Below are 15,670 nucleotides of genomic sequence, written 5' to 3'. Positions count from 1 at the left end.
CCCTTTCAAAAAGAAAGCGCGCTATAAGCGCGCCTATTGCTCAAAAATCTATTATTCACCAAGATAAGTTTTTATAATTTGATCATAGGTTCCGTCTTTTTTAATCTCTTCAAGTCCTTTGTTAATTTTTTTCAAAAGATTCTGGTTTTGTCCTTTTAATACTGCAATTCCATATTGATCTCCATTCAATCGATCACCCACGATTGTTAAGCCAAGGTCCTTTTGAGCAATTGCATAGGAGATAACTGGATAATCTTCAATAAGTGCTTCTGCATTTCCGTTCGATACTTCCTGGAACATGGCAGGACTGTCATTAAATTGAACAACAGTAATTCCTAGTTTGGCAGCATTGTCTTGTGCATATTTCGCACCTGTCGTTCCTTTTTTAACTGCTACCTTTTTTCCTTTAAGATCATTTACAGATTTAATGCTTGAATTATCTTTTTTAACAACTACAGTTAATCCTGCATCAAAATATGGTGTTGAGAAATCCACTATTTTTTTTCTATCTTCTGTAATACTCATTCCTGCAATAGCCACATCTAGCTGATTAGCTTGCATTGCTGGGATGATTCCACCAAAATCCATTGAAGAAAGTTCAATTTTGAATCCTTGATTCTTTGCTACTGCATTGATTAAATCAATATCGATACCCTTATAGTCGTTTCCTTCTTTAAATTCAAATGGAGGATAAGTAGTATCCACACCTACTTTATACACCTTACTCTTTTCCTCTTTCCCGCTTGTTGCGTCACTACTACCACAAGCTGCGATAAAAATTGTAAGGATTAAAAACAAACTAAATAAACCAAACTTCTTCATTTCAATCTCCCCTTAGTTGTCAGATTATTCCCATTTGCAGAATAGAATGAATTTACTTTTTATAATATAGCATAAATGATAAGCAGAAAAAAGGCAAAAGTTAATGGAATATGAATTATTTTTATAAAATTAATATAATAAGATAATTTTCACGGTGGAGTATAACGAGATAATTAGCAATAAAATGCAAATAAAAAGAGCACATTTTGCTCTTTTTAGCATTTCAATTAGAAACCAATAGTAGTTCCTGAAGAAGGTAAAGAAAAAAACGCAATGTACCCCAGTACCGCAAATAGTTGCAAAATGATCCCGACAATACTACAAATTAAACCTGCGGTTGCTAAGCCCTTACCATTTTCATTTGTTTTATTAATTTCTTTTACGGCTTTTCTTGAAAATACTATTCCGATAATGCCTAATATTAAACCAATAAAAGGTATTAACAATGACAGAATTCCAACGGTTAAAGAAATTACTGAACTATTGTTTGTTTGACTATTTTCAGACATTCGATATCCACTCCCTTTTGATAATTTTACCATTATTTATTTACCTTAGATATAAAATATCCTCTATTTTAAACCTTTTGTCTGTAATCGCCATTCGTTATCTTCAAAGGGCTTTATTTAAATAAAAAATCAACCTCTCCGATTATACGGATAGGTCTGCGATTTTATGTGTTATTTTACTACCTTGGCCCCTAAAGAGAACCCGTTAATAGAATAGAAATAAGCTTTCAATTATACTGATAATTAGGATGCAAATGATCCAGTAAGAAAGTAGGTCTATATATGCTATTTTATGTGTTTGCAATTCTTGTTATTGTGATGGACCAGCTTTCTAAATATCTAATTCGGACCTATATTGACATCAATGAAACATTTACATTGTGGGGAATTCAACTCACACATATCGAAAATAGCGGGATGGCAGGAGGCTTATTTCAAGGCTATGCTCGGCTCTTTGGAGTTGTGGCTGTGCTGTTCGTAATAGGTGTTTATTATTTTCGTAGAACCGGTGAAATGAAGGGTGCTCTCATTGATAGTAGTTTTGGATTCCTAGTCGGAGGAGCCATTGGAAATGGCATTGATCGACTTTTGTTTGGGCAGGTGACAGATTTTATTATTCGCTCTGGCGGAATACTTAACTTGGCCGACCATGCTATTGAGTTGGGGGTGTTACTGCTTCTTATTTACGGAGTCATTAGCTGGTTGAAAAGTAAGCACTAGATTCTCAAGAAATGCATTGCCAGGCACCTTCCAGATTGCCGTCTTCCCCCATGTATGAAACCTCTGGATTTTAGCATCCTATTAGGTGATATCGATTTAGCTTTGGAGGCTGAAAAATGGAGAAGATGTTTGTTGAGGCAATACGGGATTTTGCGGTGCCGTTTGGGGACTTTGATGATTTAGACGTGTGTATACGGGAAATTGGACAGCAGAAGTTTGTTTTACTTGGGGAATCGTCACATGGCACATCGGAATTTTATAAAATCCGGGCGGAACTTTCTAAACGGCTCATCAAGGAGAAAGGTTTTACTTTCATCGCAGTTGAAGGAGATTGGCCGGCATGTCAACAAATAAATCAATATATTAAAGGGTGGGATTTTAAAAACACCCATGCCCGCGATGTCGTTCAAGCCTTTAACCGCTGGCCGACGTGGATGTGGGCAAACGAGGAAATCGTTGACTTTATTGAATGGCTGAAGCAATATAATCAATCGCAGCCACGTGAAAAGCAGGTTGGTTTTTATGGAATTGACGTCTATAGTCTTTGGGAATCGATGGACGAAATTCTTATGTTTTTGAAAAAAACAAAGGCACCTGAACTTGAGGCAGCTCGGGATGCGTTTGCCTGTTTCGAACCATTTAACCGGCAGCCAGAAAAATATGGAGTCTCTGCTGCTTTTTACAATGAAGATTGTCGAAATGAAGTGGTAAAGCTTCTAACTGATATCTGCTTAAAAAGAAATAACTACTCCGAAAATGAAGAAAGCGGGTTAAATCTTGAGGTGAATGCGATTGTTACGGCTAACGCCGAGAACTATTATCGGACGATGGTGGTTGACAGTACCGAGTCATGGAACATTCGGGACCGCCATATGGTTGAAGTCCTCAATCGAATCATGTCCTTTTTTTCTAACAAGGCAAAAGGAATTGTCTGGGAGCACAATACCCATGTAGGGGATGCCCGGGCAACGGACATGGCTGACGAAGGAATGGTCAATGTTGGCCAAATTTTACGAGAGCAAGAAGGAGCCGAACAAGTATATATCGTAGGATTCGGGACACACCGGGGCTCTGTCATAGCCGCCAACCAATGGGGCGATAATTTTAAAATCATGATCACGCCGCCAGCAGAAGCAGGCAGCTGGGAAGACCTGATGTATAAGGCGGGAGCGTTTAATAAGGTCTTAATTTTTAATGACAAAAACAAAGAACTCTTTAACCATCCGATTGGTCACCGGGCGATTGGAGTCGTATACAGCCCGAAATACGAACATCTAGGTAACTATGTTCCATCCAGGATGTCAAAAAGATACGATGCCTTTATCTATATTACTAACACAAAGGCACTCAGACCGCTGGAAGTAGAAAGCGCCTTTCTTTAGGCAGGGAACGCCGGGACAGAGGGAAAAAACCTTGTCCCTGCACTTGCTTCCAGCGAGAAAAACTTGTTTTTTCCTCTTTTCCAATTAGATCAAAAAGGAACAATAACCTCGATTGAATACCTTCATCCAACCGTTCCATCGGATGAAATGCAAGTACCGTTGCTGCTGCCATTAAACTAACTCCCGCTAAACCTTTTCGCATCACCTCTCCCTCACAAAATACCCCGCTACAGCCGGAAAACTCTTGAATTCCTTCCTCATGTCCCGAAATGAAATCACACCATTTCCTCTAGTAAGCTCAAAATCTAGCGAATATTCATGACAATTCAATGGGGGTTGATGAAACGTTTCGGTATAGAATTGTACTGCCTTTAGCTTGCTCGCTGCAAAGATAAAGACAAAATTCTTTTGGTTCATTTTCAATGAGTAGGTGGAGATCTTATGAAAACCTAAAACATTTCTTTGAACCATTTCCGCTACTTTCTTATGATCTGCTTGATTTAAGTCTAGTTTGGACATGTCGTCATCCAATGAAATTTTCTTCTCCGCCAGTAAATGGTGGATGTAATGGGCCAATGGAGATTCTTCAAAATGGAAACAATCTAGATAAACATCTTTCACCAACATTTGATAACACCCCTATATTAGATTCATATATCGTCCGTAGGCTTTGTTCACAATGTGTTAATAGAAGTTATACAACGGGAATACTATGTTCCTTTTGATCCTCAATCTTTCCTATATGCTCGTTGTAATTGACAATGCTTGTTCAAAACCTTCCATTCGAACGTTTTTTCAAAGATAAACTACGTTTCCTGCACTTTTACAATATAGGGTTTGGTTAAGTAAATCGAATAGCCAAAATTCACTTTTGGAGGCGTTTTTGGGTACCAAACGCTCAATTTCGGCTTCAAAAGTGAATTTTGGAGCCGATTTTTGCATTTTGGTCCGATTTGCTATCAATATGTATATTAAAAAACTAAAAAAGTGTCAGGCACCATCCGGTATATGGATGGTGCCTGACACTCCGATTCTCTAAAAAATCACATTATGTTTAAAGCCCAAAATGTTGTTTTGCCAGCTCTTTGAATTTCATGTGTTCAATGGTCTCTTTAGTTAGAATTCCGTCAGCCCATTGGATAAATGTGGTATCTGTTAAGGTGATATTTCCGTTATTGGTAAGTCGGGTTATTAATGGATGTTTGTTAAATGAAGATTTCGGGTGTTCGGTAATAATGGTTTGGATCTCATTCAAATCTGCTGTATCTTCAATAGATTTCTTGGAATTAAAAGAATAGCCAATTTTCCAATCTGAATCTTTATGCCTTAATTTCATTTCTAAACAATAGTCCCCAATTTCATGATTTACTTTTTTTATTCTAAACTCCCCATTATAGGAAGATACGGTTTCACCTGATAAGGGAACAGGTTTTAATGGTAAATTTCCTCCAAAGCCCGTGTCAATTAAATACGTTTGTCCCTCGTGTTTCATAAGAACCGTTACATGCGTTCTTCCTAGTTGATGATACTCCTCCGCAGCATGATTATAAACAACACCATCTGTTAAGAATGCGTTAAAGCCATTTTCTATTAGGTAGAAATAGAAAAGCGGATTTAATTCGTAACAAAGACCGCCTTCATTTCTTTCGACAATTTTGTTGAATAAGTTTTCCTTTGTAATCTTACGTGTTTTGTTTTGAATTATAGTTAAATTTTCAAACGGGATGTTTTGTGCTGTTTTTTCAAGAACCTCAGCTAATTTTTCAAAGGTAATTGTTTCGTTTTTTGGCATGCCTATTCTATTATGAAATAAGGGCGTCAACTTTTGCATTTCTACTCCTTCATCCCCCTTTATCAAGTTTTGTGCCTGACCCCCGGTGCATTAAAGCATTACCACACTGGTGGTCAGGCACTAGCATTTGATGTTGATTTTTGTTGGATTGCTTCGTCCAAACGTATTATATTAACCCAAGTACCGATGGTATACCGCCTTTGCTTCAGAAATATCCTTCGTTCCGTGTACTAAAACCCTTCCATCTTTAAAAACGACTAATCGGTGAGGGGGGGCACTATAGGATAAAAGATAAGGATTTCTCTGGACTGTCCCCCCTTGCTTCGCCAATAGTTGTTCTAACGCTTCCAAATCACGCACAGTTTGACTCGATGGACGTATCTGAACAGAATCCCTGCCACATAGGACAGCTGTTTTTGTTTGATTTTCAAATGATAAAAAGGGGTAAGATCTTTCTTTGCCACAAGAAGGACAATCCACTTTTTTCAATTTATCTACCTGGATGGCACTATATTGGTTTTTCCATAAATCAAAAGAAACGAGTTTGTTTCGCAAGGAATCCAAGTCACCGACCAAAATTTTTAATGCTTCACTCATTTGATAAGAAACGACCATGTTAACAGCTGGACTAATGATTCCAGCTGTGTCACAAGTTAATCCTCCTAGAGGTACGGTTTCCACTAAACAAGAAAGACAAGGCGTTTTTTCAGGAATGATCGTGTAGGATATTCCGTAACTTCCGACGCAAGCACCGTAAATCCATGGGATACCAACCTTTTGTGATACATCGTTAAGGATCATTCTAGTTTCGAAATTATCCGTAGCATCGATCATAAGATTTACTTTTTTAGCCCAGTCTTCAAGCTCTAGGACTGAGGCATCCGCAATAATTGCCTCAATGGCCACAGAAGAGTTAATAGCTAATAAGCGATTTTTGGCCGCTATGACTTTGGGGAGTCTGTTTTTGGCATCTTCCTCTGAATACAACTGCTGCCGCTGTAAATTGCTCCATTCCACATAATCACGATCGACGATGGTTAGTTTACCAATTCCAGCGCGGACAAGTGCTTCGGCACATCCTGATCCGAGTGCTCCTGCTCCGATTATGAGGACATGTTTATTGAAAATTCGCTCTTGCCCCCCTTTTCCAATAGGTGAAAATAGTTCTTGTCGTGAATACCGATTATTCACCCGATACTCATTCCTTCCATTGGACTGCTTGCTGTAGCATTTCTCTTTTTCTCTATTCTTCCGGCTTCATAGCCTAATCGTCCAGCTTCAATCGCTAATTTCATTGCTTTTGCCATTTTTACCGGATCCTTTGCCGCTGACACAGCGGTATTTAATAACACACCATCGGCACCCAATTCCATCGCCAAAGCAGCATCGGCTGGTGAGCCAATACCTGCATCAACTATAACAGGAACGACTGCTTGTTCAATAATAAAGCGAAGGTTTACTGGATTGATGATCCCTTGACCAGAGCCGATTGGCGAAGCCCCTGGCATGACAGCATGACATCCTGCTTCTTGTAGTTTCCTAGCTAAAACAACATCATCGGACGTATAGGGGAGGACAATAAATCCTTCCTTTACTAATTCTTCTGTGGCCTTCAGGGTTTCAATCGGATCAGGAAGTAATGTTTGATCACAGCCAATCACTTCCACTTTTATCATATCGCAAAGGCCTGAAGCTTTTGCTAATTTTGCGATCCGGACAGCCTCTGCTGCAGTTTTCGCTCCTGCTGTATTGGGAAGAAGCGTATATTTTTTGGTGTCTAGCTGTTCTAAAAAATTCGGCTGGCTTGGTTCAAAAATATTCATTCGTCTAACGGCAAACGTGAGGATTTCTGTTTCGGAAACTTCCACTGCTTTTTTCTGGGTTTCAAAGCTTGGATATTTGCCCGTTCCAAGTAACAAACGAGATTGAAAGGATAATGAACCTATTTTTAACATATTAACCGCCTCCTACAAAATGGACTATTTCGATTTTATCTTTATCTGATAATCTAGTACTTTGGTGTTCTACACTCGTTAATATCTCACCGTTTACTTCCACGACAACGACCTTATCATGGATTTCATAATGTTTGAGGACATCTGAAACCAACACTACATGTTCAGGTAATTGGATAGACTCACCATTTAACAACACATTCATTTTTTCCCTCCTAACTAACTGTCACTTTGTGTCTTTCTAGATGAAAAGCTGAGAGAAGTCCCTCATCTAGCTGTCTACCTGCTAATAAGTCAGCTACTAGTTTCCCAGTAATCGGGCTTAGTAATATCCCATTTCGAAAATGCCCTGCTGCAACGAATAATCCCTTCAATCTTGGATGCTCGCCAATGTATGGGAGTCCATCACCTGTCTGAGGTCTTATTCCAGACCAGACTCGTTCCCATGCTGCTTCCTTAATTTGAGGAACTAGTTGAGTGGCTCTTTCTATTATTGTAGCAATTCCTCCTGGTGTTACCTTTTTATCAAAGGTATTTTCGATCATGGTTGCACCAATATAAATTTCCCCATTTCGTTTTGGTACGAGATAACAACGTTTATCGGAAAAAATAGTCGTGTTGATCAGGGGCTTTTCCGTTCGAATCGAAAAGCATTCTCCTTTAACAGGATACACACGAAGGTCCAGCCCCGATTCACGCATTAATTTCGCGGCCCAAGCTCCGGTGGCAACTACAACTTGTTCACAATGGATGACACCATTGGTAGTTTTAATCCCTGTAATCTGACCTTTTTCATAAATAAAAGAAAGAACCTCCGTATTTTCACGTATTTCCGCTCCAAAATTGACTGCCGCTTTTGCAAACGCTTGTGTTAACTTTTCTGGCTGCACATGGCCATCGTTGGGGAGATACATCCCTCCAAATACACTCGGTGATAGCGACGTTTCCATTTCCCGTATTTCCTTTGCATCTAGCCAACTGATTGTTGGATCCCACTTCCGTTGAAAGGTGACCTGCTGTTTAACTTTTAAGGCCATTTCTTCCGTTTCGGCAATTTTTAACATTCCTTTATGAACATGCTCGATATCGATTCCCGTATATTCAAATAACTCACTTGAGAGAGATGAAAACATCGCCTGACTTTTTAACGCCAACTGGAATAAGGGACCGTCTTGTTCAATCTCCGCTTGTGCTGCCAGCATTCCGGCAGCGGCACTGGACGCTTGGCAGGCCAACTGGTCCTTCTCAATAATGATTACTTTTCTTCCCATTTTCGATAACTGATAGGCAATAGCGGATCCGTTAATTCCTCCACCTATAATGGCAACATCAAATGAATTCCCCACCTTTTCCATCTCCTTTTTTTAAGACATTAACGTAAGCCTTTACTGCTGCTAATGGATTGCTTGCTTCTAAAACTCCTGACATGACAGCGATACCATTTGCACCTGCATCAAGTACCAGCCCGGTATTCTCAGCTGTTATGCCGCCAATGGCAATAACAGGGATGTCTAGTTGTCTCAACTTTGTTAATTCCTCAAGCCCTTTGGGAGTCTTACCTGGCTTTGATTTAGAAGGGAAGACATGGCCGAATAGCACGTAATCAGCACCATTCTCTTTTGCTTTTCGCCCTTCCTCGTAGGAGTGGATGGAACTCCCTAGCATAAGCTGAGGGAAATTTTCTTTTACAATGGCTGCCTCTAAACTGTGAAAGGCTAATTGAACTCCTCGGGCCCTTGAAACTATGGCAACATCCACCCTGTCATTAATAATAATCTTTGATAGTGGTATGTTTGCCTCGGTTAAAAGTTGGACTGCGTGAAACAGTTCCCTGGCTGTTTTTTGTTTTTCTCGTAAGTGAATGGCGGTTATATATGGGTGAATTCCCCTTACAATCTCACCTAACTGCTCAATCGGCATTTTTCCATTTGAGATAATATGTAACTCTTTAACACTAGTTAAAATTCGTGTCACCCCTTTAAGAAGATTCCAACTATCTATGAAATAAAGTGAAAAACAAAAAACCACTTCCTTTAGTTAAGAAAGTGGTTGAAAATTTGAAATAGAAATTCGTTTGCATCTTCAAATATCCAGGTTTCCACTTCCCTACGCTGGTATAACCCAGATCAGGTTCATAGAGTCCCGAAGTTGCACTTCAATCTCAGCCCTTTTAAAAGGCACCTCTAGCGGATTTGCTTCACATATTAATTTGTAATGATTACCCTACAAGGATAATTTTAACACCTCTGTTTGAAAAGTCAAATAATATCTTTATACAAAAAAGGAAAGAGGTTTACACTGTGAATAGACACATCATTTCCAACTGAAATTTTAACAGAAGCTGTTTATTATATTCTTTTGTCCCTCTATAAGCCAATGCATAAATTAACATTCACACTACTATTTGAAAATTATATAAGAAAAAAGGCATCTACCAATTATCTGGATGGTACCTGACACTCCGGTTCTATCACTTCAAATAAAAAGTAGAACCATCAATGATTTCAACATCTTCCCTCAATCGAATCTGTTCCATCAATTTAAAAAGTGCTTCATCTTTTCTTTTGGCCTCAATCATACAGTCAATTTGCGGAACACTGCCTTTAATCACTTGTAGAAATTTGAAAAACATATCACTGTCCACATAGTCTGAATGATGGCGAAAAGCCTTTTCACTTTTAGGTCTTGAAATATGCATTTTTATTGGGAGTTGGGAATGCCTCCACGTTTCTAGCACTCGAGTCCAGTTTCTTTCCCAATCTATATTTTGATGATGGGCAAGATGATGATGGTAATCAAATACCAGCGGAATATCTAATTTTTCACATAAATAGAGTGTTTCCTCCATGGTAAACGAGGTATCATCATTTTCAAGCATGATCATGTTTTGGAGCGACCTTGGGACGACCATCCAATTATCAACAAAACGCTCCAGTGATTTCTCCGTCTCCTTGTAATTGCCGCCTACATGCATTACGCATCGATGAGAGGGGTCAATCCCCATCCCCTTCAGTATTAAATAATGAAGTTTTAACGTTTGGATGGAGTTTTTTAATATATCTTTCTTGGGAGAATTAATCAGGACAAAATGATCTGGGTGAAAATCAACTCTCATCTTATTTTTATGGACAAAATCGCCAATCTCACTCAGTTGGGAGTGGAGCGGCACGATATACTTCCAATCAAGAAGTTCTTCATGATTCGCTAACGGGATAAGACGGGAGGTTAATCGATAAAAATGGATGTCGGATGCAGCATTATGCTTTAAAATCCTAAGAGTATTATGGAGATTTGATTGCGCTATCCGTTCAAGCTTGCGAATGGCGGCTTCCCGGTCATCAATTTTTTGAAATTGAGCAAAAGTCATGGTTTGTGAGGGGGAAGCATTCTTTAATTCCATGCTCATCGCCACATAACCGAGACGTACAATCGTCATCTTTTCCACCCCATCCATTGAATTCTTTCTATTTAGTTTTCCAATTCGCTGGCAAAATAAACGAAAAAGAGTGCCTGGCACCATCCGGTATATGGATGGTGCCTGGCACTCCGGTTCTTCTGGCTTTCTTATTGTGCCGTATATCCACCGTCAACTGTTAAAGTATTGCCTGTCATAAAGGATGAATCGTCCGAAGCCATGAATAATACAGCTTTTGCCATTTCTTCTGCTTTACCAAGACGTTGCATTGGTGTAATAGAAGCAAGCTCCTTTTTACTTTCTTCAGGGATAATTGGTGTATCAATAAAGCCTGGTGCTAATGAGTTCACACGAATATTCTTTGCTGCGTATTCTAACGCAAGTGAGCGTGTTAAGTTGAGAACCCCACCTTTTGCTGCATTGTATGCTGCCGACCCAGGTGAACCTACCCAACCATACATAGAAGCTGTATTGACGATAGTGCCACCACCTGATTTCAGCATTTCACGAATGGCTTCACGAGAAACTAAAAATACACCATCTAAATCCACGTTGACTGTGTTACGCCATTCATCATAGGAAAGCTCCTCTGTGGGTTTAACACGCCCAATCCCTGCATTATTAAATACGATATCTACTTTACCAAAAGCATCCACTGCCTCTTTAAAAATATTAAGTACCTCTTCTTCAATAGTAATGTTTGCTTTTACAAAAAGCACTTCTGCATTTTCTGCTTTTAACTCTGCCTCAAATGCTTTCCCTTTTTCTTCGTTTAAGTCCACTAGTACTACTTTTGCGCCCTCTTCAACAAATAATTTGGCAGTGGCAGCACCAATCCCTGATGCCCCTCCTGTAATGACGGCTACTTTATTTTGTAATTTACTCATCTCAATACATCCTCTCTCATTTAATGTTTTATAAAAAATTCTCATTTGTTATATAGTTTCTTGTTCTAATATTTATTAGATTGTCCGCCATCAATTGGAATAACGGCTGCATTGATAAAGTTTGCTTGATCAGAGAGGCTCAACAAATTGTTTTCCAACTTCTTCCCAATTGACTGGATCGATTTGTTTTAATGAACCTTCGACCATTGGTGTCATGATGGCACCAGGTGCAATGTCACTACTTTACCATCAAAACGATTGCTCATTATGATTCTCCTCCCTTGTCGTTCTTTCTAAATTTGAATTAAAACCATATTATCGGAAGATATCTGGAATGTTGAATACCATATGATAATGTACCCCATAATTTTTATCCTATTCAATTATTCTTAATTAAAATATCTCGAATTAATAATATAAATTTTGTAAAAAGGCGTATTAATCCGTTTCTGGATTAATGCACCTTTTTGATCAACTATTTGGACTAACCCTTTCCAATAAACATTGGATATCCCTTTTATCAACGTTCAAACCAAACGGAATTCATTGTGTAGTTTTAACGGGCTCCATTAACAAGCTGCTTCATCGCGTTTAACTCCGAAGAAAGCGCAAAAAACCATTCCTTATCCCCTGTTGATAATGCCAGGTCTAGGAGAAATTCAATTTGTGCCTTGTTGGTTACATTAGAAACAGGCAGCTTTTTCACCTGTTTACTTAAAATAGGTATGGTTTTGCCAATCGTTTGATTATTGTCACTTGTAACAACGGTTACCTTCACTACTCCTTCTAAACTAGACAGTGATTCAATATAACCGATTATTAATTCGCCATCCCGTGATTCTGCCTTAATCCAATCACCTGTTTTTAAAATCGTATGATTGTTAGAGAACATAGTTTTTTCACCTTCTTAATTTTTTAGTTTCATCTAAGAAAATTACAGCCTGCATAAAACTGTAATTTTTTTTATTACATTTTATTCGGAAGAAGTCTGCAGTCCGATATCCGGTTACTGCCGCTTATTAACAAGTTCAACAACTTCTTTGATTGTATAGTCTTTTAAGTATTCTCCCATATGCTCTTCCGCACCAAAGAAAATGCTGCAAAGGACTCTTTGCATATTCGCACCGACAATACACTTTTCATTGGATTCAGGACACTTGGGCTGCAGTGCACCTTCTGAGGTTATCTTATATATATCCCAAAGATTCACTTCATTTAGATCCATCGCAAAAATAAATCCGCCGCCAGTTCCCTCTTTTGATTTAATAAATCCATGTTTTTTTAACAAACTTAGCACTTTTCGAATACGTACCGGATGGACGCCAGCACTTTCTGAAATCGCATCGCTAGTTGACATGCGGTCCGGCTGTAGCGCTAGAAAAGTTAAACTATGAATGGCAAGGGTAAAATCACTATTCATGTGATTGCCTCCTAAGCAATAAACTTCTCACTTTTTTCCTATTACATCTATTGTCTGCATCTCTTTTTAAAATTAATAACGTACTGTAATATTAAGCATTACAGATTGGCTAGTCAAGCACATAGCTTTTCTAAGTACATGGATAAGCCGATTTATTCAAATATCCCATTGTTTTTTGACTTGCTTTTCTGCTATCTGCTTAATTTTTTCCCATGTCATCTCTTTTTTCACAATCACATTGGTATGGTAATTTCGATCTTTATAATTTACTGTCATGAATACTTCAATCACCAGTTTTCCCTCCCTTTAAACAACATAAATATATTAAGGTTTTGGTTTTAATTGTAAAGACTAATTAATTTGCCCTTACTTTTCCATTTTAATTGGCCGCTTTTTGCAATTCGGTGTACAAATAGTTTCGTATCCTACGGGGCAGAAAACTACGAATTTCGTCATCGTTATATCCAACTTGTAACCTTTTTTCGTCTAGGATAATTGGCCGGCGCACCATTTTGGGATGCTCCATTATTAATTTATACAATTCATTAAGCGGAAGAGATTCAATATTTACGTTTAATTCTTGGAATGCTTTCGAATTAGTGGAAATAATCTCGCTAGTTCCCTCTTCCGTCAAGCGAAGAATCGATTTAATCTCATCGACTGTAAGGGGTTGAGATAATATGTTTCTTTCAATAAAGTCAATTTGATGCTCTTCAAGCCAAGCTTTTGCTTTTCGACATGAAGCACAACTCGGTGTCGTAAACAAAGTCACCATACTTTTACACACTCCTTAGTGTATTTTTGCCAAGTATATATAAATGTAATAAAAAATATTACAGTTTTCATACTGTAATTTTAATCGTTACAGTTAATTTTGTCAAATGCAAAGTTTTGGTTTGATTATCATATGAATATAGGAGAAAACCTGCCAGACAAGAATTGGTTCCGTTACCCGGCAAACAAGTCGGATAATATAGCCGCAATGGAAAATGAACGTAAATCTTTATGCTTTCTTGCACGCAAGAAGATTCCAAAGGCAATCCCCATCTGTGCAAAAGTAAAAGCCGCTGTTATTGGTCCAATGATATCTCCGCCGCGGGAGAAGTTGTCAATCATGATTGGAATAACGCCCCAATGCACGCCGAAAATGACAAGAACCGGCCAAATACATGCAATGATGATGGCTGATCTTGCTAAAAGGAAGGTAACAACAGTTTTAATTCCTAAACTAATATACTGTACAATTTTCTGTTCACTGTGCGACTACAAAAAATACGATTCGAGTTGATCTGCCCCGAATCGTATTTTTTATTACTTCAAGTTAAGCAACTACTTTATTTTCCCTATTATTGGTCTAAGCCGTTTTTCGGATGAAAGGAACCACCCCGTGATCTAAACCGAATCTGCCTGCGTTATATCCAGCAGTAATTGGGAGGAGGTGCCCTGCGTCCCTCTTTCAATAGCAGGTTCCCTTCAAGGGAATCAGCATGAAGAAGAAATGCCTGGCACTTTATTTTCTATTTCCCGCAGCATTTTTTATATTTTTTGCCGCTTCCGCACGGGCAAGGGTCATTTCGACCCACTTTATTCTCGTTCCGAACCGGGAGGCTTTGGATGAGGCTTCCTTGCTCACTTGCCTTGCGATAGTGCATCTCCCGCTGGATTGCTTCTTGTTTCCAACTCTCCAAGTCCGGGTGGTGCTCACCTAGAATGGAATAGCATCCATAAGCAGTCTGTTCGAGGTCAACAATTTGTGACACATGCCCCTTTTTCATATGGTCGGAGATTTCCGGCAATGCTTCGCTTGAAAGCTGATAACAGAGTGCTTCGACAATTATGTCCTGATCATCTATATCTTCTGTAACATGGTAGGCCTCTCGTAAATACTTAACAGCTAGGTCAGATTTAATGTTTTCGGCAACAGAAGTAGCAAAAATCACAGAATCTCGTTTCATTAAGTAAGGTGCTACAGCCTCAACAACATAATCATTTTGAAAAGCAATTAACGCCGTGGCTACCTCTTCCAATAAGATATCCTCATCTCGTACCAATAAGCTGGCCAAAGTAGGGATATAGTTATCCATTTTTAATAATCCAATCATATAAACCGCCAGAATCCCCCGATAGGAAAACCATTGTTCGTTTAATTCTGCTTGTATGATTTTGTCAATTTCGTATGTTGAAATCCAATCGTTTTTCACGATACACTCTGCCAGCTTCTTTGCTTTTCTGTATGGAGCTTGTTCGTGATATTGAAGGCTTTCAAGTTCATTTAGGTATTTTTCATATTCCCCTTTTACGATTTCTTCCGTTCCGTTTACAATCAGCTCATATAACTCCCAGGTTTCCTCGCGAATAAATCCTTCAAGAGATTCTTTAAATTGCCACGCAAGTTCAGGATCTGCACTGTTAACTAGCCTAAACAGTAGATGTACCCTTGTTCGATCCAGCTTTGAAGTATTTTCGATTAGCATTTCTAGTGCTTCTTGATTCATGGTTTGGTTGTCTATGTAAATGAATATGGATGACTGCTCTTCTATGTCGTCAAACGCTTTCTTCAACAATTGAATAGTCCATTCTTCCGGAAGGTTTGGATAATCGTGGATTGCACGAAGAACAGTTTCTTGGATTAAAAAATCATCGCTAAGTAAGTGTGGCTTAATTTTTTCTAAAAATGACATGCGTTTTGTCCTTTCTTGTTTGGTTTCTATTAATTTTACAAGAACTAATAGGAAAACCTCGCTTCAAAATGGCAACGAGCAATATTT

At 38.7% G+C, this 15,670-nt stretch carries 20 protein-coding genes, 1 pseudogene and 1 riboswitch; of the genes and pseudogenes, 2 read left to right on the top strand and 19 right to left on the bottom strand.

Translation table 11 applies throughout. The annotated features are described in order from the left end of the window. Positions 1-51: 51 nt before the first annotated feature. Positions 52-822, bottom strand: a complete 771-nt coding sequence (locus BSO02S_RS11460; RefSeq protein ID WP_066066882.1) for a transporter substrate-binding domain-containing protein — start codon at positions 820-822, stop codon at positions 52-54. 227 nt (positions 823-1,049) lie between these two features. Continuing rightward, positions 1,050-1,331: a DUF4190 domain-containing protein gene (locus BSO02S_RS11455; RefSeq protein WP_066066881.1), complete on the bottom strand. Its 282-nt coding sequence runs from the start codon at positions 1,329-1,331 to the stop codon at positions 1,050-1,052. Positions 1,332-1,613: 282 nt separating this feature from the next. Between BSO02S_RS11455 and lspA the strand changes: the two genes are divergently transcribed. Beyond that, the gene (gene lspA / locus BSO02S_RS11450) at positions 1,614-2,051 is read left to right on the top strand and encodes a signal peptidase II (RefSeq protein ID WP_066066879.1); all 438 of its coding nucleotides are present in this window, start codon (positions 1,614-1,616) and stop codon (positions 2,049-2,051) included. A gap of 116 nt (positions 2,052-2,167) precedes the next feature. Continuing rightward, the gene (locus BSO02S_RS11445; protein ID WP_066066878.1) at positions 2,168-3,433 is read left to right on the top strand and encodes an erythromycin esterase family protein; all 1,266 of its coding nucleotides are present in this window, start codon (positions 2,168-2,170) and stop codon (positions 3,431-3,433) included. Here BSO02S_RS11445 and BSO02S_RS11440 read toward each other — a convergent pair. The 17 genes and pseudogenes from BSO02S_RS11440 to BSO02S_RS28380 all read right to left on the bottom strand — a co-directional run bounded on the left by BSO02S_RS11440 (position 3,399) and on the right by BSO02S_RS28380 (position 15,583). After that, positions 3,399-3,635 carry a hypothetical protein gene (locus BSO02S_RS11440; RefSeq protein WP_066066876.1) on the bottom strand — a complete coding sequence of 79 codons (237 nt, stop codon included), beginning with the start codon at positions 3,633-3,635 and terminating at the stop codon, positions 3,399-3,401. The two genes, BSO02S_RS11445 and BSO02S_RS11440, sit on opposite strands and share 35 nt — an antisense overlap. Continuing rightward, on the bottom strand, positions 3,635-4,060 hold the full coding sequence (locus BSO02S_RS11435) for a hypothetical protein (RefSeq protein WP_066066874.1): 426 nt from the start codon (positions 4,058-4,060) through the stop codon (positions 3,635-3,637). Before BSO02S_RS11435 ends, BSO02S_RS11440 begins: the two co-directional genes overlap by 1 nt. Before the next feature lie 427 nt (positions 4,061-4,487). Further along, a complete protein-coding gene (locus tag BSO02S_RS11430; protein ID WP_066066988.1) occupies positions 4,488-5,264 on the bottom strand; it encodes an arylamine N-acetyltransferase family protein in 777 nt (258 codons plus the stop codon). A 132-nt stretch (positions 5,265-5,396) separates the two neighbouring features. Then, positions 5,397-6,416, bottom strand: coding sequence for a thiazole biosynthesis adenylyltransferase ThiF (locus BSO02S_RS11425; protein WP_066066872.1), 1,020 nt, complete (start codon positions 6,414-6,416; stop codon positions 5,397-5,399). After that, on the bottom strand, positions 6,413-7,180 hold the full coding sequence (locus tag BSO02S_RS11420) for a thiazole synthase (RefSeq protein WP_066066870.1): 768 nt from the start codon (positions 7,178-7,180) through the stop codon (positions 6,413-6,415). The genes BSO02S_RS11425 and BSO02S_RS11420 overlap by 4 nt, the downstream gene beginning before the upstream one ends. 1 nt (position 7,181) lies before the next feature. Further along, on the bottom strand, positions 7,182-7,385 hold the full coding sequence (thiS, locus tag BSO02S_RS11415; protein WP_066066869.1) for a sulfur carrier protein ThiS: 204 nt from the start codon (positions 7,383-7,385) through the stop codon (positions 7,182-7,184). 10 nt (positions 7,386-7,395) lie between these two features. Continuing rightward, on the bottom strand, positions 7,396-8,535 hold the full coding sequence (gene thiO / locus BSO02S_RS11410) for a glycine oxidase ThiO (protein ID WP_066066867.1): 1,140 nt from the start codon (positions 8,533-8,535) through the stop codon (positions 7,396-7,398). Beyond that, complete coding sequence (locus tag BSO02S_RS11405; protein ID WP_342351989.1) at positions 8,510-9,154, bottom strand: thiamine phosphate synthase; 645 nt, start codon at positions 9,152-9,154, stop codon at positions 8,510-8,512. The genes thiO and BSO02S_RS11405 overlap by 26 nt, the downstream gene beginning before the upstream one ends. A 112-nt stretch (positions 9,155-9,266) precedes the next feature. Then, a riboswitch (TPP riboswitch) is annotated at positions 9,267-9,375 on the bottom strand. 275 nt (positions 9,376-9,650) lie between these two features. Further along, positions 9,651-10,616, bottom strand: coding sequence for a UV DNA damage repair endonuclease UvsE (gene uvsE, locus BSO02S_RS11400; protein WP_066066865.1), 966 nt, complete (start codon positions 10,614-10,616; stop codon positions 9,651-9,653). Positions 10,617-10,744: 128 nt separating this feature from the next. Then, complete coding sequence (locus tag BSO02S_RS11395; protein WP_066066864.1) at positions 10,745-11,482, bottom strand: SDR family NAD(P)-dependent oxidoreductase; 738 nt, start codon at positions 11,480-11,482, stop codon at positions 10,745-10,747. 65 nt (positions 11,483-11,547) lie between these two features. Beyond that, a pseudogene (locus tag BSO02S_RS28465) lies at positions 11,548-11,716 on the bottom strand (oxidoreductase); the annotation flags it as partial. A gap of 322 nt (positions 11,717-12,038) precedes the next feature. Beyond that, positions 12,039-12,374 carry an IDEAL domain-containing protein gene (locus BSO02S_RS11390; protein WP_066066862.1) on the bottom strand — a complete coding sequence of 112 codons (336 nt, stop codon included), beginning with the start codon at positions 12,372-12,374 and terminating at the stop codon, positions 12,039-12,041. Positions 12,375-12,488: 114 nt separating this feature from the next. After that, positions 12,489-12,902 carry an RrF2 family transcriptional regulator gene (locus tag BSO02S_RS11385; protein ID WP_066066860.1) on the bottom strand — a complete coding sequence of 138 codons (414 nt, stop codon included), beginning with the start codon at positions 12,900-12,902 and terminating at the stop codon, positions 12,489-12,491. 156 nt (positions 12,903-13,058) lie between these two features. Next, positions 13,059-13,193, bottom strand: coding sequence for a BA3454 family stress response protein (locus tag BSO02S_RS11380; RefSeq protein WP_066066858.1), 135 nt, complete (start codon positions 13,191-13,193; stop codon positions 13,059-13,061). Positions 13,194-13,281: 88 nt separating this feature from the next. After that, positions 13,282-13,677 (bottom strand): transcriptional regulator SpxA, encoded by a 396-nt coding sequence (gene spxA, locus BSO02S_RS11375; RefSeq protein WP_066066856.1) that lies wholly within the window; start codon positions 13,675-13,677, stop codon positions 13,282-13,284. Positions 13,678-13,850: 173 nt separating this feature from the next. Next, positions 13,851-14,018 (bottom strand): hypothetical protein, encoded by a 168-nt coding sequence (locus BSO02S_RS27540; protein WP_169802745.1) that lies wholly within the window; start codon positions 14,016-14,018, stop codon positions 13,851-13,853. Positions 14,019-14,419: 401 nt separating this feature from the next. Next, entirely contained in the window at positions 14,420-15,583 is a 1,164-nt protein-coding gene (locus BSO02S_RS28380; RefSeq protein WP_066066853.1) for a YecA family protein, read from the bottom strand. Positions 15,584-15,670 lie beyond the last annotated feature (87 nt).

Origin of the sequence: Neobacillus soli NBRC 102451, assembly GCF_001591665.1 — a bacterium.
Taxonomy (GTDB): domain Bacteria; phylum Bacillota; class Bacilli; order Bacillales; family Cytobacillaceae; genus Neobacillus; species Neobacillus soli.
Note: the sequence above shows the minus strand (reverse complement) of the source record. Positions and strands in the feature narration are given on the sequence as shown.

What these genes read in the sequence shown, in the direction of transcription:
- BSO02S_RS11420 (WP_066066870.1), bottom strand. Translation starts at nt 7,180, where the DNA reads ATGTTAAAAATAGGTTCATTATCCTTTCAATCTCGTTTGTTACTTGGA.
- lspA (WP_066066879.1), top strand. Translation starts at nt 1,614, where the DNA reads ATGCTATTTTATGTGTTTGCAATTCTTGTTATTGTGATGGACCAGCTT.
- BSO02S_RS11455 (WP_066066881.1), bottom strand. Translation starts at nt 1,331, where the DNA reads ATGTCTGAAAATAGTCAAACAAACAATAGTTCAGTAATTTCTTTAACC.
- BSO02S_RS27540 (WP_169802745.1), bottom strand. Translation starts at nt 14,018, where the DNA reads ATGATTGACAACTTCTCCCGCGGCGGAGATATCATTGGACCAATAACA.
- BSO02S_RS11440 (WP_066066876.1), bottom strand. Translation starts at nt 3,635, where the DNA reads ATGCGAAAAGGTTTAGCGGGAGTTAGTTTAATGGCAGCAGCAACGGTA.
- BSO02S_RS11395 (WP_066066864.1), bottom strand. Translation starts at nt 11,482, where the DNA reads ATGAGTAAATTACAAAATAAAGTAGCCGTCATTACAGGAGGGGCATCA.
- BSO02S_RS11460 (WP_066066882.1), bottom strand. Translation starts at nt 822, where the DNA reads ATGAAGAAGTTTGGTTTATTTAGTTTGTTTTTAATCCTTACAATTTTT.
- spxA (WP_066066856.1), bottom strand. Translation starts at nt 13,677, where the DNA reads ATGGTGACTTTGTTTACGACACCGAGTTGTGCTTCATGTCGAAAAGCA.
- BSO02S_RS11435 (WP_066066874.1), bottom strand. Translation starts at nt 4,060, where the DNA reads ATGTTGGTGAAAGATGTTTATCTAGATTGTTTCCATTTTGAAGAATCT.
- BSO02S_RS11390 (WP_066066862.1), bottom strand. Translation starts at nt 12,374, where the DNA reads ATGTTCTCTAACAATCATACGATTTTAAAAACAGGTGATTGGATTAAG.
- thiS (WP_066066869.1), bottom strand. Translation starts at nt 7,385, where the DNA reads ATGAATGTGTTGTTAAATGGTGAGTCTATCCAATTACCTGAACATGTA.
- BSO02S_RS11385 (WP_066066860.1), bottom strand. Translation starts at nt 12,902, where the DNA reads ATGAATAGTGATTTTACCCTTGCCATTCATAGTTTAACTTTTCTAGCG.
- BSO02S_RS11445 (WP_066066878.1), top strand. Translation starts at nt 2,168, where the DNA reads ATGGAGAAGATGTTTGTTGAGGCAATACGGGATTTTGCGGTGCCGTTT.
- uvsE (WP_066066865.1), bottom strand. Translation starts at nt 10,616, where the DNA reads ATGACGATTGTACGTCTCGGTTATGTGGCGATGAGCATGGAATTAAAG.
- BSO02S_RS11430 (WP_066066988.1), bottom strand. Translation starts at nt 5,264, where the DNA reads ATGCAAAAGTTGACGCCCTTATTTCATAATAGAATAGGCATGCCAAAA.
- thiO (WP_066066867.1), bottom strand. Translation starts at nt 8,535, where the DNA reads ATGGAAAAGGTGGGGAATTCATTTGATGTTGCCATTATAGGTGGAGGA.
- BSO02S_RS28380 (WP_066066853.1), bottom strand. Translation starts at nt 15,583, where the DNA reads ATGTCATTTTTAGAAAAAATTAAGCCACACTTACTTAGCGATGATTTT.